The organism is Gordonia sp. 135, from assembly GCF_009720185.1.
Taxonomy (GTDB): Bacteria; Actinomycetota; Actinomycetes; order Mycobacteriales; family Mycobacteriaceae; genus Gordonia; species Gordonia alkanivorans.
The window spans coordinates 2,548,822-2,569,099 of record NZ_CP046257.1 but is presented as its reverse complement, the minus strand read 5'-3'; the positions used below and the strand labels follow the sequence as shown (position 1 = coordinate 2,569,099).

The 20,278-nt window shown below is 64.0% G+C and carries 12 protein-coding genes and 2 pseudogenes; 5 read left to right on the top strand and 9 right to left on the bottom strand.

Annotation, left to right across the window (positions count from 1 at the left end; all coding sequences use genetic code 11):
* Positions 1 to 232 precede the first annotated feature (232 nt).
* Genes GKZ92_RS11530 through GKZ92_RS11515 form a run of 4 tightly spaced genes read right to left on the bottom strand, consistent with a single transcriptional unit; the run spans position 233 to position 3,275 of the window.
* The gene (locus GKZ92_RS11530; RefSeq protein ID WP_155225290.1) at positions 233 to 1,504 is read right to left on the bottom strand and encodes an MSMEG_0569 family flavin-dependent oxidoreductase; all 1,272 of its coding nucleotides are present in this window, start codon (positions 1,502 to 1,504) and stop codon (positions 233 to 235) included.
* Entirely contained in the window at positions 1,501 to 1,818 is a 318-nt protein-coding gene (locus GKZ92_RS11525; protein WP_006360346.1) for an MSMEG_0570 family nitrogen starvation response protein, read from the bottom strand. The genes GKZ92_RS11530 and GKZ92_RS11525 overlap by 4 nt, the downstream gene beginning before the upstream one ends.
* A complete protein-coding gene (locus GKZ92_RS11520) occupies positions 1,811 to 2,710 on the bottom strand; it encodes a carbon-nitrogen hydrolase family protein (RefSeq protein ID WP_075863237.1) in 900 nt (299 codons plus the stop codon). Before GKZ92_RS11520 ends, GKZ92_RS11525 begins: the two co-directional genes overlap by 8 nt.
* A 40-nt stretch (positions 2,711 to 2,750) precedes the next feature.
* Complete coding sequence (locus tag GKZ92_RS11515; protein ID WP_005195025.1) at positions 2,751 to 3,275, bottom strand: MSMEG_0572/Sll0783 family nitrogen starvation response protein; 525 nt, start codon at positions 3,273 to 3,275, stop codon at positions 2,751 to 2,753.
* Positions 3,276 to 3,783: 508 nt separating this feature from the next.
* Between GKZ92_RS11515 and GKZ92_RS11510 the strand changes: the two genes are divergently transcribed.
* Positions 3,784 to 4,470, top strand: coding sequence for a ZIP family metal transporter (locus GKZ92_RS11510; RefSeq protein ID WP_155225289.1), 687 nt, complete (start codon positions 3,784 to 3,786; stop codon positions 4,468 to 4,470).
* 8 nt (positions 4,471 to 4,478) lie between these two features.
* Here GKZ92_RS11510 and GKZ92_RS11505 read toward each other — a convergent pair whose 3' ends face one another.
* On the bottom strand, positions 4,479 to 5,594 hold the full coding sequence (locus GKZ92_RS11505; RefSeq protein WP_155225288.1) for an alpha/beta hydrolase: 1,116 nt from the start codon (positions 5,592 to 5,594) through the stop codon (positions 4,479 to 4,481).
* Between the two features lie 126 nt (positions 5,595 to 5,720).
* Between GKZ92_RS11505 and GKZ92_RS11500 the strand changes: the two genes are divergently transcribed.
* The 3 genes from GKZ92_RS11500 to GKZ92_RS11490 are packed head-to-tail and all read left to right on the top strand — an operon-like array spanning position 5,721 to position 11,373.
* Positions 5,721 to 7,241 carry a DUF3375 domain-containing protein gene (locus GKZ92_RS11500; RefSeq protein ID WP_155225287.1) on the top strand — a complete coding sequence of 507 codons (1,521 nt, stop codon included), beginning with the start codon at positions 5,721 to 5,723 and terminating at the stop codon, positions 7,239 to 7,241.
* The gene (locus GKZ92_RS11495) at positions 7,238 to 8,038 is read left to right on the top strand and encodes a DUF4194 domain-containing protein (RefSeq protein WP_155225286.1); all 801 of its coding nucleotides are present in this window, start codon (positions 7,238 to 7,240) and stop codon (positions 8,036 to 8,038) included. The genes GKZ92_RS11500 and GKZ92_RS11495 overlap by 4 nt, the downstream gene beginning before the upstream one ends.
* The gene (locus tag GKZ92_RS11490) at positions 8,035 to 11,373 is read left to right on the top strand and encodes an ATP-binding protein (protein WP_196221998.1); all 3,339 of its coding nucleotides are present in this window, start codon (positions 8,035 to 8,037) and stop codon (positions 11,371 to 11,373) included. Before GKZ92_RS11495 ends, GKZ92_RS11490 begins: the two co-directional genes overlap by 4 nt.
* A gap of 280 nt (positions 11,374 to 11,653) precedes the next feature.
* Here the strand turns inward: GKZ92_RS11490 and GKZ92_RS23735 are convergent, their stop codons facing one another.
* The gene (locus tag GKZ92_RS23735; protein ID WP_230461794.1) at positions 11,654 to 12,721 is read right to left on the bottom strand and encodes an ATP-dependent nuclease; all 1,068 of its coding nucleotides are present in this window, start codon (positions 12,719 to 12,721) and stop codon (positions 11,654 to 11,656) included.
* Positions 12,722 to 12,853: 132 nt separating this feature from the next.
* Complete coding sequence (locus tag GKZ92_RS23730) at positions 12,854 to 13,423, bottom strand: AAA family ATPase (protein WP_230461793.1); 570 nt, start codon at positions 13,421 to 13,423, stop codon at positions 12,854 to 12,856.
* 263 nt (positions 13,424 to 13,686) lie between these two features.
* Here GKZ92_RS23730 and GKZ92_RS11480 point away from each other — a divergent pair.
* Positions 13,687 to 14,057, top strand: a pseudogene (locus GKZ92_RS11480) (SbcC/MukB-like Walker B domain-containing protein); the annotation flags it as partial.
* A 533-nt stretch (positions 14,058 to 14,590) separates the two neighbouring features.
* Here GKZ92_RS11480 and GKZ92_RS11475 read toward each other — a convergent pair.
* Both GKZ92_RS11475 and GKZ92_RS11470 read right to left on the bottom strand, forming a co-directional pair.
* Positions 14,591 to 14,895: pseudogene (locus GKZ92_RS11475) on the bottom strand (transposase); the annotation flags it as partial.
* 118 nt (positions 14,896 to 15,013) lie between these two features.
* A complete protein-coding gene (locus GKZ92_RS11470; RefSeq protein WP_155225284.1) occupies positions 15,014 to 20,278 on the bottom strand; it encodes a DEAD/DEAH box helicase in 5,265 nt (1,754 codons plus the stop codon).

Below are 20,278 nucleotides of genomic sequence, written 5' to 3'. Positions count from 1 at the left end.
GTAACAAGCTCTTGCTGCTCCCTGAGGTGCGAGCTCCATTGCCCCGTGAGGTGCGAGTTGCGTCTTCGCGTGCGTCGCGACGCAATCTGCCAAAAGACTCGTCCCCGTGAGCACCGCCGGAGGGCAGATTGCCCTCGGAGGACGCTGAGGGGGACGAGTTTTTCGAGCGCACGGCCCGCTTGTAGCGTTCACCTCGAGGTCCGGACCCAACTCCTCCGTTTCGCCCGGCCATCTACTGCGCCGCCGCCAATCGCGGGCGCCCCTGGTCCAGAACACCGACGATGTGCTCCGCCACGTACCTCGCGTCCCGATCGATCCCGAGGAACCGTCCCGATCCCCAGGTGTGCATCCACGGCAACCCGACGAAGCTGAGCCCGGGGACCTCGGTGATCCCGCGCGTCTGCATCGGGCGACCCCCACCGTCGAAGGCGCTGGCCTCGATCCACCGGTAGTCGGGTCGGTACCCGATGGCCCAGATGATCGACGTCACCCCGGCTGCTGCGAGATCGAGTTCGGCAGGGTCTTCGTCGGGAGCCCACACAGGTTCGTACCGCGAGGGTTCCGGCGCCTCGATCCCCAGCGAGTCGATGTGCCGGTCGATGTCGGAGCAGATGGAGTTGTAGGTTGCGTCGGCCTTGTCCAGTGCATCGCTGAGCGTCGGCGCGAACCGCAGCGTCGAGTCCTTGCCGTCGGTCAGCATGCCGTAGAGCTGCATGCCCTCGACAGCGAAGCGTCGGAGGTCGATGTCGCGGCCACCGTCGCGGCCGGTGACGTAGTGGTTGGTCTTCTCCTGCGCGGCACGGCCACCCGGATACTCCTGGGTGGGAGTGTCGTAGAGCCCCATGTCCGACAGCCACGTCATGCAGTCGCGTCCGCGATAGAACCGTGCGACCCGCGGCGCGTTGCCGACCGCCAGATGCACCTGCCGCCCGGCCAGGTGCAGGTCTTCGGCGATCTGCGTGCCCGACTGCCCGGTTCCGACGACCAACACCGCACCCTCGGGCAACTGGTCCGGGTTGAAGTACTCCTCGGAGTGGATCTGATGGACGGCCGGATCGAGCGCCGACGCGAACGCCGGGATCACCGGCAGCGGATAACCACCGGTCGCGATCACCGCCTGGTCGCACGTCACGGAGGTGACGCCGTCCGGACCGTCGAGGGTCACCTCGAACCGGTCAACACCGAGCCGCTGCAGACGGGTCACCCGCGTGTGTTCGACGAGCGGCGGCTCGAAGGTCTGCAGCCACCCCTCCAGCCAGGCCACGACCTCGTCGCGGGTCATGAACCCGTCCGGATCGGGGCCGTCGTAGGCATATCCGGGCAGCCGGCAATGCCAGTTGGGTGTCACGAGAGTGAAGTTGTCCCAACGCTTGTCGGCCCACGCGTGGACCGCGGTCTCGGCTTCGACGACGAGATGCTCGACTCCGGCCTGGCCGAGGTACCAGCTGACCGAGAGGCCGGCCTGCCCGCCGCCGATGACGACGACCGGTACGTGTGTGTTCATGAGCGCTCCCGTAGGTCGGTGGTGTGCGCGGGTAGCGGCGGGTACATCGAGACCACTTCGACCTCCGCCGAATCCGGATGCCGCGCAGCATCCTTGGTGATCTCCTCAGCGGACGCGGCGGCCGAGGTGCACGCGAACCCGTACTTGGCCCGCACCCGTGCGCTGGCTTCGTCGAGCGCGGTGGTGGCCCGCGCCCGGAAGTCGTCGACGCGGTACGAACCCGGCGCGAGGTGGTCGTGCAGGACGAGGCTGGGGGAGTAGTACTGGCGGAACAGCCCGTCGGGCCAGCGCACCTGGACGGTCATCTCAGGCATGAGCGAGGTCCCGCCAGGCGAGGTCGTCGGCGGTCTCTGGTTCGGTGAGCAGGCCGTACTTCTCTGGGCGGCGGTCCCGCAGGTGGAACATGCCGGCGCGCATCGCGGTGAAGCTCTCGCAGATGTCCACCTCGGCGACCGCGAGACCGCTGCCGAGGAGAGTGGTGGCGAGAATGTTGCCGCCCGGGTCGACGATCTTGGCGTTACCGACATACCGCAACGACCCGAACGTCCCGCTCTGGTTCGACGCCACCCAGAACACCTGGTTTTCCAGGGCGCGCGCGGCGTCGAAGAGGTTGAACCGGTAGGTCCAGCGGTCCTCCTGGAGATTCTCGGCGGTCGCGGTGCGTGCCGCCGGCCACGCCGAGAGGCTGGCGATGATCTCGGCACCCTTGAGAGCCATGATGCGGGCGGCCTCGGGAAACGCCTTGTCGTAACAGATTTGGAGTCCGACCCGTCCGACCGGGGTGTCGAAGACGCCGTATCCCTCGCCGGACGAGTACGACATGTTCTCGCCGAGCGGCTGGTGGACCTTCCGATAGCTGCCGTAGATCCGGTGGCCGTCGAGGACTGTGGCCGCGTTGTAGCGGGTCTCGCCGTCCTCGCCGAGTTCGCAGAACCCGATCGCCACCACCAGGTCTCCGACGATGGACTGCACCCGCGCGATCTCGGGTCCGTCGAGGGAGATCGCCGGTGGCAGCGACCGTGCACTGTTCTTCCGGGTGTCGCCGTGGTTGCCCAGCGACGACAAGTATCCGCCGATCGCCGCCTCGGGGAAGACCAGGAAGTCGACGCCGCGGGCCCGCGCCTGGGCGACATACTCTTCGATCGTCGCGTAGTTCTGTTCGAGATCGCGGGTGAAGTTCGCCGCGACGGTTCCGATGGTGGTCATAGGAATGTCCCAGGGTCGGTGGTGCGGAAAGTGTTGCGACTCAGACCATGTACGTCGAGTTGATGATCGCGCCCTTGCGTGCGTAGTGGATGATCGCGTCCTGGACGTCGAGCGGGTGCGCCGGGATGACGCCCTCGATCAAGTCCTCCTCGCGACCGCCATGGAGCGCGAGCCCGAAGCGGCAACAGAACACGGTGCCGCCCTCGGAGATGAAGGTCTCGAGCGCGTTGTTGATGTTCTGCTCACCGGGGAAGCCGGAGTCGCCGGTCGTCGGAAAGCCGCGCGTGGCAAGGCAATTGATGGCACCGGGGCCGTAGAAGTACATCGCGGATTCGAAGCCCTTGCGCAGGGCGCGGGTCGCCTGCAGCACCGCGACGAACGACACCGAGGACTCATGCGCGATGCCGTGCACCAGCGTGAAGTAAGTTTCACCGTCCTCGGCCTGGTAATCCGGGAAGATCTTGGTGCCGCCGTAGATGTTGGAGCCCTTGGGAAGTGAGGGATGCGGGATCTCCGCCAGCGACGCGGCGATGTTCTCGGTGATGGTTTCGTCGAAAGAGGGCACAAGGACTCCTGGATGGCGAGACGACGGCGCCTGGCGGCTCGGCGTGTGAGACGAATGCGGATCGGGCATCATTGCCCAAGAGCGGTGGATCGGAAGACTTCGATCTCATCGAGTAGCTGATCGCTACGAGAACCAGTTCACCCCTCGACGATTACCGGGTGGTTACCGCTGGAATAAATGGATGGCCGGTCTGCGTAACACGTCGCTCGACGCGCGCCCGTCCCTCAACCGCTCGTCAGGACAGCAGGATGGTCCGGCAACTAAAATGTCCGACGAACCGGTCGGGTCGGGGGTCTGACCGGTTCATCGGACGTAAGACAGCATATCCTCTGCGTCGCCGCAGATCGAGCGCGGGATCCGCAATTCTGTGACCTGTTTCTCACGGATTCCGGACGAACCCGACCTCTACGGCTCCGTAACCGTCGTTCGCCGTCGTCCACCTGGACGACACCGATCTCGTCCGACGTGTCGCACCATCTCGCCGAACGACGAGGCGCAAGCTGGACCCATGCTCACTGCGATCCTCTACGGACTCGTGACTGCGGTACCCATCGCGATCGGTGCCGCGATCGGTCTCCGGTGGGATCTCCCGGCTCGAGTCTTGGCGACCCTGATGGCCTTCGGCGCAGGCACGATGATCGCCGCGGTCTCCACCGAGCTCTTCCAGCCGGCGTTCACACAGGCCGGCATCGGCCTCGCCGGGGTAGCGCTGCTTCTTGGAACCGCGGTCTACGTGGTCGCCGACCACGTCGTCGAAACCAAACTCGGCTCCCGCGCCATCGGTCCGGCGCTCATGCTGGGTGTCTTCCTCGACGGCGTGCCCGAGAACAGCGCGCTGGGCGTCTCACTCACCGCTGGCGGCTCGCTCGTCCTGTTGGTGGCGATCGCCGTCGGCAACGTCCCGGAAGCGGTCAGCGGGGCGTCGTTGATGAGACGCGAACACGACATGTCGCTGCGCTACGCGCTGGTGATGTGGGTGGCCACCGCCGCGATCCTCATCGCGGTGACCGTGGGCGGTTATGCAGTCTCCGACGCCATCTCGCCGACCGCGGTCAGCATCGTCCAGGCCTTCGCGGGCGGCGCGACCCTCGGCGTCCTCGCGAACGGTCTGATGCCAGAGGCATACCGCGAAGGCGGCTGGTGGGTGGGCCTCGCCACTGCAGCGGGCTTCCTCCTCGCGTTCGTCCTGGCCTGACGGCGAACTCAGTGCGTCTGCGTGGCGTCCGGGTCGCTGGCAACGTGGCCCTGGGCGAGCTCTTGGAGTTCTCGGAAGACCCGCTTCGACGCCTCGGCCCAGGGCATCAGGATCGGGAACACGTGGAACATCCCCGGTTCCTCGAGCGCGCGCGTGGGCACCTCGGAGTCCTCCAGCCGCGCTGCGAATTCCCTGATGCCGTCGCGGAACATCTCGTCCTTGCCCCAGCACACGAAAGTCGGTGGGAACCAGTCCGGCTCCGGGTCGGCGTGGATGATCGAGACGCGAGCATCGTTCGGCTGCACACCATGTAGGTACGGCGTCACCGGGATGTTCCACGGCAGCACGTCGTACTGGGCGTTCTCGGTGATCGACGGGTGATCGAGGTCGAGATCGATCTCGGGGGAGAACAACGCCATCGCACCGGGCTTGGGTAGACCCTGCTCGTGCAGGTGCGCCACCAACGACGCTGCGAGGCCACCACCACCGGAGTCGCCGGCGATGATGATGTGCTCGGGTGTCACGCCGCGTCCCAGCAGCGCCCGGTAGACGTCGGCGGCGTCGAGAACACCTGCGGGAAAGGGGAACTCGGGTGCCATCCGATAGTCGGCGATGAACACCTCGAAACCGGTGATCCGCACCAGCGACGACGCGAACGCCGAGTACATGATCGGCGACGTCCCGATGTAGCCGCCGCCGTGCAGGTACAGGATGGTCGCGCCGATCTCCTGCTTCTCCTCGTCCTCGTCGACGTAGGCGTCGGTACTCGCCTTCGCGCGACACCACAGGCCGGGGACGCCGCCGATGGTGTCGTCGGTCAGTTCGACCCCGTCGGTCAGTTCGACGAACGGTGGCATCACCACGCGGCAGATCTCGTCGAGGATTTTCTCCATCGACCGGAATTCCTCGATCGGCAGACCCATCGAGTAACCCATGAACGTACGGATGGACTGCCGGGTGACGGCCTGGCCGATGTTGTCGAGCAGCCCCGACGGACCCGACCACGGCTTCTTGAAGGGCACGCGCGCGAGTCCGCCGAGCATGCTCGACGCCAGTCCGGCGACGGTCAGCGCCGTCAGCGGTCCGGACGCGGTCTCGACCTCGGGACGATCAGCCATCACCATGCTGCTCAGGGTAGCGAGGTGGGTCACGGGCGGCTCAACACACAACCACCGGACTGGGGTGCGCCCGGACGGACGTGGCAGACTGTCGCGGGTCCTGTAGTCCCCCGAGAACCCCGTGAGGCGGCGATGGAGAGTTCTGCCTTCCCGGCTCAGCGCGAGGCCGGGCGACCCGTCGTACCGTCGGAATCGGTGCAGGTCACACTGGGTGACGCCCTGGAGGCCAACCGCGCGCTGCAGAAGTCGGCGGCGGTCAAGCTGTTCGCCGCGAACAATTCGGCTCTCTACGTCACCTTGATGGAGCGTCACCTCGACTACGGCACCAAGATGTCGGAGGTCGAGCTGACGATGCGGCTCGAACGCGACCTCGCCGAACTCGACCTCACCGACGACCAGCCCACCGGCCTGGAGCTGGTCAAGCTGTGGGCCCGTCAGGGCTGGCTGCACCGCGTCACCGACACCACCGACCCCGACGCCCCCAACCTCTGCCATCTGACCAGCGAGGCCCGCTCGGTCCTGGACTTCATGCGCCGTCAGCGCCGCGAGGACTCCATCGCCACCGGTGGCTCGATCACCGGTATCGCCGCCGAACTCCGACGCGTCGCCGGACAGGTCAGCAACGACCCCGAGACCATCCGCCTGGAGCTCGAGGCGCAGATGTCCGACCTCGACGCCGAGCTCGCCGACCTCGAAGCCGGCCGCCGCCCACCGGTCGACCTCCGCGTCGCCGAGGACTCCGCCCGCGCGATCGGCTACCAGATGGAGCAGATCATCTCCGACATCGGCCAGTACGGCACGATGCTCGACCGCATCACCACCGCGCTGCTCGACGACCCGGGGGACTCCGACCTCGCCTACCGCGACCGTCAGCGCCAGCTCTTCGACGACTACGAGGCGCTACTGCAGTCGTCGCAGTCGGCGTCGTACCAGGCGTTTTCCCAGATGATCCAGGACCCGGAGCGTCGCGCCCGCCTCAAGGTCGACATCGACACGATCATCGAGAACTTCCCCGGGATGGACGCCGGGCTGCGGTCGGTGATGGACAACTTCTTCGGGCTGGTCACCCAGCAGATGGCCGAGGTCGGCCGCACCCGTCAGCGCTGTGCCCGTCGTATTCGACGCTTCGTCGCATCCGGCACCCTCGAGCAGAGCCGCGGTCTGGCCCGTCAGCTCAACGACGCCCTCGCCACCGCCAACGACCTGCTCAAGTCCTCGCTCGCAGACCGTCGCCTCGGCTACGAGCTCCCGCTCGCCGCGCCGACCCTCAACTCGATCGGTCGCCTCGCCTTCGAGATCCGCGAACACGTCCCACCCGCCCCGGCCTTGCCCGCCGGTGGCGCCGACGCCGATCTGACGGCCTTCGCGTCGATGACCGGGCAGGTCGACACCGTCGAACTCACCGAGACCGTCAACAACGCCGTCGCCGCCGGCCCGGTCGCGCTCACCGACGTCATCGAAAGTCTCGACGAGGCGTATCTCGCGCACGTCATCGTGCTGTGGTCCTGGGCCCAAAAGCAGGCCGCAGCAGGGGAGAAGGTGCCGATGACCACCGTGCGCTTCCGGTCCCTCCTCGGACATGACCATGCCATCGAAGTCCCCGACCTGACCTTCACCGAACCGATTCCGACTGCGGAGGTCGACGCCGAATGACCACCACCGACGACACGAGCGCCGAGCTCCCCGAGACCGAGGCTCCCGCAACGCCCGACGAGTTCGCCGGCTTCGACGACCTGCCCACCGTCGCCAACCGCGCCACCTCGCACGCCCCGAGCGCGCCCCGCTTCGACGGCGACGTGAGCGAGCTGCCCGACCGTGCCTGCTGGGCGCTGCAGAACCTGCTCGCCCGCCGCTACGTCAGCGGCGACCGGCAGCCGCAGCTGTGGTCGTGGGTGTCGGAGTACCAGGACGTCCTGCGCATCCGGCTGTCCGAACTCGACCTTCGTCTGCGCCTCGTCGACGAACTGCAGGTCGCCTTCGTCGCGCAGGCCGGTTATGACTCCCGGTGGGGCCGACGCATTCTCAAGCGCGAGACCGTCCACACCTACGACGCGATCCTGGCGCTGCATCTCGCCAAGTACATCCGGGCCGCCCGCGACGAGGATGCGCTGATCACCCGCGAGGAGATCCACGAGCTCTTCGCCGGCGTCACCAACACCATCGACCGCGACCTCGCACTCTTCGACAAGCGCATCGAGCGGGCGATCGACAAGATGGAAGAGCTCGAGTTCCTGCGCAAGCAGCGCGACGACGCCGACACCTTCACCGTCAGCCCGGTGATCTCCGCGGTCATGACGGCGTCGGTGATCACCGATCTGCAGCGCCAGTTCGAGCAGTTCATCGGCTCCGGCGACACGGGGGAGGAGCCGCCGGAGATCGCGGCTGACGAACCCGCACAGCCCGACGACGCTGAGGACGGCTTCGGCGACGACGAAGGAGACGACTGGTGAGCGTCGACCAGTACCACCTGTCCCGGTTGCAGCTGATCAACTGGGGCGTGTTCGACGGGTATCACTCGATCCCGTTCAGCTCCAACGGTTCTCTGATCACCGGGTCGTCGGGTTCGGGTAAATCATCGTTGCTCGACGCCATCTCGCTGGCGTTCCTGCCCGACCATCGCCGCAACTTCAACGCCTCGGGCGACGCCACCGCCGCCGGCTCGTCGAGCGGCAAGCGCACCGTCGGCAAGTACGTGCGCGGGGCGTGGGGTGAGCGACGCGACGGCACCAACGCGCACCGCGAGATCATGTACCTGCGCGGCACCGGCCCGGCGTGGGCGGCCATCGCGGTCACCTATACCTCCACGTCGGGCACCGCCATCACCGGCCTGGTCCTCAAGTGGCTGGCCGCGGGCAAGATGACCGACGCGCACAGCTCGTACTTCATCTACGACGGCGACGCCGACATCGTCGAGGCCTGCAACGAGTGGGCCGCGGCCAACTACAACTCGGCCAAGTTCCGCGACCGCGGCTGGCGCGGCGGACCCGGTGAGGGCAAGTACCTCTCGACGCTGTACTCGCTCATCGGCATCCGGGGTTCCGACGCCGCGCAGCAGCTCCTCGGAAAAGCGAAGTCGCTCAAGAGCGTCGGCGGTCTCGCACAGTTCGTGCGGGAGTTCATGCTCGACGCCCCGACGTCCATCGTCGGCATCGCCGACGCCCTCGAACAGATCGACCCGCTCGTCGAGGCCCGCGAGCTGCTCGACGTCGCGCGCCGCAAGCGCACCATTCTCGGCAACATCGAGGAGGTCCACGAGCGGTACGCGAGCGAGTCGGCGACGTTCAGCGTCCTCGACACCATCGACAGCAACACCATCCGCGGCTACGTCAACAACCTGCGGATCCGCAACGCGCAGCCCGAGGTCGCCGACCTCGACGACCAGATCACCCGCCTCGACAGTGATCTCGCCGCGCTGACTACCCAGCACGACCAGCTGCGCCAGGACCACAGCCTGCTGCTGGCCCGCATCGCCACCTCCACCGGCGACCTCGCCCCGCTGCGCGAACAGCTCGGCGGCGCACAGAAACTCAGCACCGAGGTCACCGCACGGCGAAACGCGTACGAGGACAAGGTCTCCGCACTCGGCTTCAGCGCGCCTACCAACGCCGAGGGCTTCTGGTCGCTGCGCGAGGAGCTCATCGAGGAGGCCACCAAGATCGACGGCCAGCTCGACGCCGGTCGCGCCCACTACGCCGAGGCGCTCGCCCGCGAGGTCGCCGCGCGTAGCCGCCGCGACACCGCGCAGGAAGAACTCGGCCGCGTCGAACAGGCCGGCTCCGCCCTGCCGCGCACCGAACACGAGATGCGCCGCGTCATCGCGCACGCGCTGCAAATCGACGAGTCCGAGCTGAAGTATGTCGCCGAGCTCGTCGAGCTCGACCCCGACGAGGAACGCTGGCGCCTGGCCGTCGAAAAGGTCCTGCGCAACGCGGGCCTGAGGCTGCTCGTTCCGGACAAGCACTTCCGCTCTGCCCTGCGCTTCGTCAACTCGCACGACATGCGCGGCCGGATCCAGCTGCACCAGGCCGAGACCCGCCCGATGCCCGACGTCGAGCCGGGCACCCTGGCCTCCAAGCTGCGTCCCGTCGACCCCGGCCACCCGTGTGCCGCCGAGGCGATGACCATCCTCGCGCGCCTGGGTAACCACATGTGCGTCGACAACCCGGGCGAGTTCTCCCAGTACGCGAAGGCCGTCACCGACCAGGGTCTGCGCAAGGACTCGGCGAAGCTGGCCGTCAAGGACGACCGCCAGCAGCTGCGCCGGTCGCAGTACATCTTCGTCGGCGACGTCGAATCCAAGATCTCCGCGCTGCGCGACGAACTCGCGTACGAGGAGCGCGCTTTCGAGGACGCCCGCGAGGACTGCGCCGAACTCGACCGTGAGCGTTCCGCCAAGGAACGACGCCGCGACGCCTACCGCCGTGTGTGCGAGCAGTTCACGCAATGGAATGAGATCGACGTCGACTCGGTCGATGATCGCGTCGACCAGCTCACCGACCAGTACGACCTCCTCATGGAGGAGCACCCCGACGTCGAGGCCCTGCAGCGCAAGGCCGAAGACCTCTGGGAGCAGGTTCGCAACGCGATCTCGCAGGCCGCGCTGGTCAAGGACAAGATCGCCCGCCAGGACGAGCGCCGCACCCAGCTGCTCGACCTCATCGACCGGCTGAAGCCCGAAGACGTTCCCGCACAGGCGGAGAAGACCCTCGACGGCTTCCGCGAGGACCTCTCGGCGACCCTCGACGTCCTCAACCCGGAGCCGTACCGCCAGGAGATCGTCAAGGCCGCCGGCCGCGAACGCGACCGCATGCGCTCCGACGCCCGACGCTCCCGCGATGAGCTGGCCCGGATCCTCGACACCTACGACGAGGAATTCCCCGACGCCATCCCCAACGACAGCGACGACTTCGACGAGCGCATCCACGACTACGTCGCCGTCTGCCGTCGCATCGACGGACGCGAACTGCCGTCGGCCTATGAGCGGATGCGGCGCCTGATCACCGAGCAGGCGCCCGGCGCGATTCTCGGTCTCCACATGGCCGCCGACGCCGAGGAACGACGGATCGTCGAGCAGATCGAGCGCGTCAACACTGGCCTCGGTGCGGTGGCATTCAACCGCGGAACCCGCCTGCGTCTGGTCCCGGGCCGGAAGAAGCTCGCCGCGGTGGAGGAGCTGACCGAGAAGGCTCGCCAGATCTCCAACCGCGCAACGGCGGTCAGCTTCGGCGACGAGCAGGCCATCCTCGAGCAGTACTCCGACATCCTGCTGTTGCGCGAACGCCTCGCCGGCAACACCCCGGAAGACCGCCAGTGGACGCGCGACGCCCTCGACGTGCGCAACCGCTTCGACTTCTACTGCGAGGAGCACGACGCCGAGTCTGGCGAGACCATCCGCACCTACTCCAACGCCGGTGATAACTCCGGCGGCGAGCAGGAGAAGCTGATGGCCTTCTGTCTCGCCGGTGCGCTGAGCTTCAACCTGGCCAGCCCGCACGGCAACGACAACCGGCCTATCTTCGCCCAGCTGATGCTCGACGAGGCGTTCTCCAAGTCCGACCCGCAGTTCGCTCAGCAGGCGCTGTCGGCCTTCCGCAAGTTCGGGTTCCAGCTGATCATCGTCGCCACCGTGCAGAACACCAGCACGATCCAGCCGTACGTGGACAACGTGGTGATGGTGTCGAAGACGGAGGTCGGTCCGGAGTTGCGGCCGGTTGCCACGGCGACGTCGACGACGATCAAGGCGTTCTCGGAGTTGCGGCGGTCGGGGAGTCAGTTGTCGGTGTAGGGGGTCCGTCCCGCAGAGGATCGTATTCAAGGTACGCCACCCCGGACTCTGAACCGATTTTTCGTACGATCGAGCGCATCAGCCGGTGTGGATTTGTGCCTGGCGGACGGAGACCGATGGGTGGAGACGTAATTGTTGACGAGTCGTCCTACCGGAAGATGGCTAGGACAAGGCGCGTACTGTCCCGCATTGCGAATAGCCTCTTCTGAACCGATACCGACTGCCGGTGGTCAAACACCCGACTGTCTTTCAACTGTGACCCGGGATTGGTATCAGTTTGCTAACTGCCTCCTGGACTACCGGACCCGCTCAGCTTGCTGGCGGAAATCTTGGCGGCTCGCGCGCTCACTTCCTTCGCGAGCCACACCATCCCGCCCGGATCGCCGTCCAGGTAGTCAGCAAGTTTGGAGATTGCGTGCTCTTTCCACGTCTTGCTGACTCGTAGGTGCCAGCTGCCTCCGCATTTTACTTTGCCGTCAATGGCGGCGTCCTCACCTAGTTGCTCTACGAGTTGCTCGACTGCTCGGCGTGGAAGCAGGTCCTCGATTTCAATATCGTGCTGTTTGGTACATGCGCCGTCCCATTTGTTCAAAGTCAGGATGCGTCTGTTGGGTTCCCAATTGAAACTCTTCAATTTATCAGCCGCTGCGCGTCCATGATCGTCGAAATCAAGCAGGGCGATGACCGGTGCTTCGGTTGCAGCTTCCGCGAGAATTGCTTGAGGGACTACGTTTGAGGCGTTACCTGCAGGAATGAAATAGATTCCCTCGACGAGATCATGTCGGTTCGCTGCGGTGCAGCACTGGTTGATGAAGAGGCCATCGGTGTACCCTTCGGTGACCACAACGACCTCGGTCCCTGCCGGAATTTCAAGGCTGCGCTCGAGAACATGAGCGAGCCCGGCGTCGCGGTAGAGTGCCCCTAGGAGTTGCGCTCTTTTCTCGTTTCCGCGGACACTGGCGGCCTTTTCAGTGAATCCATCGGGACGCTTTCGGAGCTCAGTAATTCTAGACGTCGACCTCCGCGATATCACGTAGGGTGAATGAGTTGTGACTACAAGCGAGACATCGGCGCGGGTTGCTAGTTCCTCGAGTTGGTCCCGAATGTCTTCCTGTCCGGCCGGATGAAGAAACGCCTCTGGTTCCTCCACTGCTAGAACGAGGGACCTTTTACTCTGTTCGGCCAGATACTGCAGCATCGACACGAGCACTGCCCCACGGATTCCAGTGCCCTTCGCTGACAACGGAGTCGTAACCGCGTCTCCAAGCCTAATCTCAACAGATGAGAGGGTGTCGTAAACGGTGGGCACTGCGGGCACCAACTCTGCATTGGAGATTTCAGGGAACATTTCCCCAACGCGTTCTTGGATCAAACCTCTAAGAGGCTCGAGGAGTTGAGTCTGCAATGATGTCAGATACTCATCACGAGCGGCGTCGGCCTTCGCGATTTCACTTCCAAGATGATCGGAAATTACCAGCTGCTATATCTCGCGGAACTTCCCCTTCAGTAGAGATTCGAGGTCCTGTCCACTGTGAATTACGGCGAACCGGACCACAGACCGGAATTGTGCCTCGAGCTTCGTGTGCTCGGCACTCTGAGCTGGCAGCGACGCGGCGCCGAACCCTTTGGCCTGGAATGAAGTTTGGCGTGTTCCGCGCGCACCAAAAGTGGTGACCATACGAATTTCGTTGTCCGCCGCGTAAGTCTTCACGGAGCCCTTGGTAGATGCGTTGCGTGCCTTGCGGATTGCTAGTTCGTAGGCTTGTGCCCGGCTCAGAAGGGTTCTTTCGGGCGAGGATTTTCCAACTTGAAAGGTCAACGCAATTCTGGTTGAGGGTGGGGCCCCGACCGACGGGGAGTCTTTTGTCGGTCGGTCATGTGCGGGGGAGTACACGGACTCAGGGTCGAGCGCGAGCTCCAGTGCACGTACGAGGTTTGACTTGCCACAGTTGTTCGGGCCGACAATGTAGTTGACGCCGTTGGACACGTCGAACTCGTGCTCACCAGAGAAACTTCGCAGATCTTTGACACGGATGTGAGTGAGTTTCATTTCGCGTGACCTAGGACCTTCTTCGGGTAGATGCTATCGATTCGTAGATCTTGCCAGCGTCGATCTCGTTGCGTCACAAAACGGTGTAGTCCGCTTGAGCTTGGACAGAGGTCGCTCGTCTTTGCGTGCTCCGGGCTTGTGGGTCTGTCCAGTCCGCCGCGCGAGGATTCGATTGGGGCGTTCGAAAGGTGGAGTCGTATCACTGGACCGGGCCCGTTGGTCAGTCAGGCGCCCAGCGGGGCTGGCTCCAGTCCGTCTCCCATAACGCCGGCGACAACTTCGGTGGCGAGCAGGAGAGGCCGATGACCTTCTGTCTCGCCGGTGCGCTGAGCTTCAACCTGGCCTGCCTGCACAGCAACGATAACCGGCCCATCTTCGCCCAGCTGATGCTCGACGAGGCTTCTCCAAGTCCGACCCGCAGTTCGCCCAGCAAGCGCTGTCGGCGTTCCGCAAGTTTGGAATTTGGCTGATCATCGTCGCCACGGTGCAGAACACCAGCACCATCCAGCTGTACGTGGACAACGTGGTGATAGTGCCGAAGGTCGAGGCTGGCCCGAATCTGCGGCCGATTGCCACTGCGACGTCAACGACGATCAAGGCGTTCTCGGAGTTGCGTAGGTCGGGGGCGTCAGTTGTCGGTGTAGGACGTGGGAAGTCGGTCCGGTCCGGGCGAGCAGGACCGTCGGTCACACAACGATCTGGCAATATCCGCCCGCGAGCCTCGACCGTCGGCTGGTCTATGCTCAGGTACTGCCTCCGTCGTCCCAAATGCTTGTGCGAAACGTCACCAGCGGTCCGGCGGAGTAGTCCTGCGAAGGATCGCGCAGAACATTCGCCGCGTCCGCGAAAGACTTGTCGAGTTCGCTTGTTGTTCTCCGAAGAAGAATTAGCAGTGGCCCGACGACGACTCCATCAGTTCGGTTACCAGGAAGAACCTCGAACGTGAACGAAGGCTACGTCAACGAGTCTGATCGACAGATACTTCACCACCGTCACTTGGACTGCACCTGAATCGAAGTCGAAGTCGACTGTCGGAGCTCGGTTTAAGGCATCGGTGAGACGTTTACACCTAGATGACGCCGTCCTCGATTGTAAAGTCCGCCTGCTCTGGCGGAGCCACACGGGTGAGGAATTCAGATGAGCATCACTGGGGATTTCGATGAGCGCCGTCATGATCATCCGGGACACGGTGGGATAAAAAGCGACGCGTCCGAACACCGCTGGATCAGCGCGGACCTGGTTGATGTCGGCCAGACAGTCACCGCCGATCGCAACCGCCAGGTCGGCGATGATCTTTCCCGGATCATGAGTTGCCAACGGTTTACGCCACAGTCCAAGCGCTGTCGACAAACCGGTGGTCAGGCCCGTTTTCTCCGCGGTCCGCAGAAACACCGCGGCCCCGGCATGCGACACCACCCCGGTTACGGACCCATCTACCGACAACGACGGTACGGCGACGTAGACTTACTCACCAGATTGGTGCTCCTCGATCATGAGATGTTCGGACCTTCGCAAGTCGAATTATCCCAGGTCAGGGCACCTTTCTTCGTTTACGACACGAGATCAGCGTGAAAGCGCCGGGCTAGTTGGTTACTGAAGGTGCCTCCATACCGAGACTGGGTTGCGTCGGAACTCACGCACGTCATGCGTCCTGACCGTTCGATACTCGAGCTCGGCCTTCTGGAGCGCGGTTTGGAGTTGTGAGCCGATAAAGCCTGGTTCACTCCGCCACAGCGGATGAGTCAGCAGCACACATTTGTCAGCTCTGGTCACTGCCGGTACGGAGGTCACCACGCGCATAACGGCACCGTTCAACGCTGCTGCAGCAGTGTCCATCCACGGTGCTGTCGGCGCCATAGAACGGGAGTTATCCAGCACCGACCCGGTAGCAAGCTCGAGCATGTCGAGTGCCAACCGCCAGTCCAACAGCGGATGGCGACGCGCATTGTTGTAGGACCGAAGGCAATCGGGGCATGAGGTATCGCAGTTGTCGGAGTGATTGGGGTCCTCCCACACGCTACGGAGTTCGCGAAGTGCGTCAGTCAGCAGCTGTTGGAACCCGGCTGGATCTCCGAGTTCTAGTGCGTACCCCGCGCCATTCTCTGCCGTGTCGGCGAGGAAGACCCCGGCTCCGACCTGCTCGGTAGTGTCGCCCTCGTTCGTTGTGGCTGGTAGGCGCATAGGGACGAGTCCGGCTGCGATTTCTACAGGGTCAAGATCGAGCAATACCTGCGCGGCACGGCGGAGTACCTCTGCGAAAGACGTATAGGCTGCTTTTCCTGACGGTAGGTCGTAGAGCGCAATGATGCCTGAGCCGACGTCAAGCGGTCCTGGGGTGATGAGAAGTGCATCAGTGACACGCACTTCGCCGATGGTGTTCATCGTGCCGGATGCCGCGGAAGGCGTCTCCGCGAGGACTGTCTTGTCGTAGCGAGTTTGAAACTCGTAGCCTCGGCCGAAGTTGTCGTTGACGGTGACGAGTTGGGCCTGCTCGTAGAGGTCCAGTTTGAGGTGTTCTAGCTGCGCAGTTTGCGTCGGCGAGTCGCCGGGTATGAGGGCCGGTGATGATGTCGTGCTTAGCACTTCCTGGTCATCGTTGAAAGCTCGTGGAGAGTAGGTGGTGCGGAATCCCCGTGGCTCGAACAGATTCATCTGAGTCATGGTGCTTCCGCATGCGTTGCACGTTGTGCGCGCTGTCAGAGTTGTTTGATCACATGCGTCGCATGTGCTCACTTGGCGTGGGCTTCCCAGCGGGTCAACGGCCTCGGCTTTGCTGCCTCTGAGGACGTATGCTGCGAATCCGTTCGCAGTGTGGACAAGTCCGTCCTTGACGACCTCGGCTCCCGGCGCAAAACTGCGGACTGCCAATTCGAGTGCCCGGTCGCTGACTGCGTTGCGCTCCATATCCCGGCGGGTTCGGACCTCCTTGCCCCAGAGGTTGCGGACTCTGGTGGGGAAGCCGAACATCGGAACCACGCCATGCCTGGCGAGTGCGGCGCTGAGTTCTGTATCAGCTGAGCCGCTCTCAGCATCTACGACCTCGTCGATGCGTGTAGCAAGCGCTGTGCGGATGAAGTCGTGGACGATCTTGCGATCGGATGGTGGGAGGGGGGTATGTGCGGACAGCCGGTCGACGATTGTATCGACAGACGGCGAGGTCGTTAGCCAGTCGACAACGCCGTCGCGAAACAGTGGTTGCCACTCGTAGATCTGGCCAAACGATCCATGGTTGCTATTTGGTGTCCAAGCGGGAGCTGGTGACTGAGCGGCAAAGGCTTGGAAGAGGCACTCGCTTGCCACGACGCGCTGGACGATTCTGGTTCGGGCCAGGTCGAGGAACGGCTGCGGTGGGACGTCGCCGGTGATCCGCTCGGGCCGATTGAAGTAGTACTCGTCGTGTGTCCTGTCGCGACAGATCGTCAGCGCGAAGCTCAATGCCTGCCCTGATCGGCCCGCACGCCCCACGCGCTGCTGATAGTTGAAGCGCTGCGGCGGCATGTTGGCCATGAGAGTGGAACGGAGCGAGCCAATGTCGACACCGACTTCCATCGTGGTCGTGACAGATAGGACATCCAGCCCGTTGGCAAGGCTGTTCTCGGACTGCGTAAAGGCGCCCTTGAACCATCGCTGCCGATCGCGCTGAACGGCAAGTGGCCGTGTCTGCCCGGTGAGCTCGGCGATCGCGAGACGGCGCGGGTCGCGATGCGCGAGCCATGAGTAGTAGTCGTCAGACTCAGCGGACAGCGGGTACTCCTCCAGAGCTGCTGCGAAGCACTGACGGTTGGCGCAGACTCCCAGGCTTGGCTGAAGGTGTGCAAAGTTGCAGCGATTGCAGCGCCATTCGGACTCACCCGGTGGGTGGAACCTGAGCGTGGAATCAGCGGAACTCGTTTTGAGTAGCCACCCGCTGACTGCGCGGGATACTGCAGCGTCACCCATGAGAGCCACGAGCTGGTTACTTAGCAGTTCCTCGTCGTGACCCAGCGCGGCTGCTACCGCCGCCAAGTACTTGTTGATCGGCGCCGGGGCGATCGCCACTTCGTCGACACCGCCGCGGTTACTGCCCTCGGTCCTCCCCATAAGGCCCAGAACCCGAATAACCGTGTGAAGCAGCTGAGCTTGTTCAGCTTCGTTCAGCGGTCCATGAACCGGCTCCCAACCATCGACGTCAACCCGTGCGATGGCAACCGATTCGAGATCACGTCGTGCGCGATCGAAGGTTGCATCGACGATCGCAGAACGTAGCGCAGACTTCAGCTTGGCTTGCCCGTTAGTGATGGGCGGTTCAGCCCATAGACCAGGCTGGGGTGGGCGAAAGGCTCGGTACCAGGGGGTCTCGCCATCGAGGTCATCCTCGAGCTGCTGGTTCCAGGGGTCGGTTCCGCCAGGGTTTGCGCCAAGTGACACTAGGACGTCGGTGATGCGATCGCACATGTCGCTGAAGGTGACCGTGGGGATGGCGCTGAGTTGGCTCACCGCCTCATCGAGAGCGGCCTGCTCGTCGTTTGTGAGTTCGAATCCGCTTTGTTGTTTCATCCGCGCCATTGCGCCGGCCAGCAGCTCGGGCTTGGCATGGAGCTGTGCGGGGTCGGCCTTGAGTGCGTCGAGTGCGGCGAGTGGATCAGCCCCTTCGGCGAGTTCCTGCCGTAGGACTTGCCGGATGAGGTCGCGGTGGTGGTTGCGTGCAACGCCGGCGGCCGTGCGCGCCGCATCATCTCGGCTGTCTGTGAAGACAATGGTTTTGGAGTTCGCGCCGCCGGCAGAGTCCTGGCCTTCATCAAGGGAGCGGACGAGCTGCGACAAGTAGAGTTGTGTAGCGGCGGCCGCGCCCGAGGTATGGGCTCGGATGGCCGAGGACACTTGCCCAGCCCGAAACGCTCCCTTCTTGGAAGGAGCTCCGGGTTTGTAGGCACATGCGGGGCAGCGATCGGGTAAGGCCGGAACGCGGTCCTCGGGGGAATCGCCTGTGAAGACTAGCCCGAGTCCGGTCGGTGTTCCGGAGGTTGACGCGATGCCTAGCGCCGGGTTCCACGCGACCTGGGAAAATGCCAGCTGGATATCGTCGCGTTTCCACGGTTTCAGCGCACCGAGGGTGCCCGGCCGGTACCAGAAGAATTGTTTTGCAGGCCTGAGGAATACAGGCTTCGCGCTCTGGCTCTCGTCGAGCGGTGTCGGCGAGAGAAGCGCGTCGGACCCTTGTGACTCGATGATGTAGCCGCCGAGACTGATATCGCCGCACTCGTAGCAGTAGAGGAGCTCGAGGACTCGTGCGCCGCAGTCCGAGCAGGCGCCGAGCGGTGTGCTGAAGAGCCGGCCAATCCTCCGGTCCTCGGAATGCTCTGTCACACCCGAGCAGTTCGGGTTACTGCATGCCCACATGCCACGGGGGACCCGGACGAAAAGGTGGGCACGTATGGGAATGGGAGTCGTTGCCGCAGTGCTCAGGTCAGCGTTTGCAAGTTGCTTGAATGCAGCTGTGATGAGCTGACCGCTGGTGTCGTCGGGGAAGAGACGAGCTGCGATGGTTTCGAGCGAAGTCGCACGAATGCGGTCTTCATTCTCGTTATGACATGCGGCAGCGATCGCATGGGTCAGATCGCCGGTGTCGATAGATTCGGCGGACAGCGATTCAGCTGCGCTTGCGGCGGGTGGTGTGATGGCGATGTGCTGCCCGGCCTCGATGGTGAAGCTGTCTGGGCTAACGCCAAAGAACTCCTCGAGGTATTTTCGGCCCTCGTCTGAATCGGTGAGTGACGCCGACGTTGCAATGACACGCAGCTGGGGGCTGTCTGCAGCCAGTCCGAGCCTTCGCAGCAAGGCGCGCAGGATCATTGCGACCTCGCTACCCTGCGTTCCCCGGTACAAGTGCAGCTCGTCGACCACGATCGTGAAGACGTTGTCGGTGCTCTCGTCGAGCCATGCTGCGGTCTGCGTAAAGATCTGCTCCTCACGGTGCCGCATCATCATGGTGTTGAGCATCGAGTAGTTCGTCACCAGGATGTCGGGCGCGTGGGCGATCATGTCCCAGCGAGTTAGCATCTCGCCGGAGCGAGGATCAGGGAACTGGCTAAGATCGACGTCAGACCGGCCATTTCGCTGAGCGTCAACCAGGGAGTCGTATTGGCGTGCGTAGGCGCGTAGCTCTTGGGCTACCTCGGCAACCTTCTGCTTCGACTTCTGACCCGACCCGGGGGTGTTGCCGGTGTAGCGGCCAAACCAGATGGGGTGGAGCGGATCTTCGTCGCGCAACTTTCGGACTGCGCGGCGTAGTCGGGTCATCTGATCCTCAACCAGGGCATTGGTCGGGTAGAGGATGAGGCTGCGGACAGCTGGCGCGCGGTCTTCGTTGCTTCGGATCGAGGTCCAGTCAGGTTTCGCTGCCTTCCACCATGGGGTGATCTGGGTTTGTGGTCTCCACGTCGAGGACTCGCGCACCAGCCTCAGAAGTATGGGGAGAAGGAATGATTCGGTCTTTCCCGAACCAGTTCCCGAGGTGACGACAACATTTCGGCCCACCGCGTCGCCGGGCAGGAAGTGGTGACGAATTGAGTTCGCCTGGTGCTCTCTCAGCGTAATCTTGTGCTCGGGTGCACCAGGGAACAGAGCAGTCGCGACGCGGCGGCCAATCGACGCCGGTATGCCGGCATCAGACGTGACATCGTCGAGCCGTGCGGTATTGGGGTAGGGTATGACTGGTTCGATCATCACCTTGCCCACGAGCGCGCCTGGTTTCGCGAGAAGTGCCCGGCGCTCGGCCATTACGGCATCATTGTTGAGCCAGAATGCGGTATCGAAGTAGCGCACATAGGTATCGCGTAGGGAGTCCGAAAGGGTTACGGGGGTAATCGGTTCCAT

Bases quoted from the DNA above. Each gene is read 5' to 3' on its own strand.
- GKZ92_RS11530 (WP_155225290.1), bottom strand. From the start codon at position 1,504: ATGAACACACACGTACCGGTCGTCGTCATCGGCGGCGGGCAGGCCGGC.
- GKZ92_RS11525 (WP_006360346.1), bottom strand. From the start codon at position 1,818: ATGCCTGAGATGACCGTCCAGGTGCGCTGGCCCGACGGGCTGTTCCGC.
- GKZ92_RS11520 (WP_075863237.1), bottom strand. From the start codon at position 2,710: ATGACCACCATCGGAACCGTCGCGGCGAACTTCACCCGCGATCTCGAA.
- GKZ92_RS11510 (WP_155225289.1), top strand. From the start codon at position 3,784: ATGCTCACTGCGATCCTCTACGGACTCGTGACTGCGGTACCCATCGCG.
- GKZ92_RS11505 (WP_155225288.1), bottom strand. From the start codon at position 5,594: ATGGTGATGGCTGATCGTCCCGAGGTCGAGACCGCGTCCGGACCGCTG.
- GKZ92_RS11500 (WP_155225287.1), top strand. From the start codon at position 5,721: ATGGAGAGTTCTGCCTTCCCGGCTCAGCGCGAGGCCGGGCGACCCGTC.
- GKZ92_RS11495 (WP_155225286.1), top strand. From the start codon at position 7,238: ATGACCACCACCGACGACACGAGCGCCGAGCTCCCCGAGACCGAGGCT.
- GKZ92_RS23735 (WP_230461794.1), bottom strand. From the start codon at position 12,721: ATGTTCCCTGAAATCTCCAATGCAGAGTTGGTGCCCGCAGTGCCCACC.
- GKZ92_RS23730 (WP_230461793.1), bottom strand. From the start codon at position 13,423: ATGAAACTCACTCACATCCGTGTCAAAGATCTGCGAAGTTTCTCTGGT.
- GKZ92_RS11470 (WP_155225284.1), bottom strand. From the start codon at position 20,278: ATGGAACCGATTACCCCCGTAACCCTTTCGGACTCCCTACGCGATACC.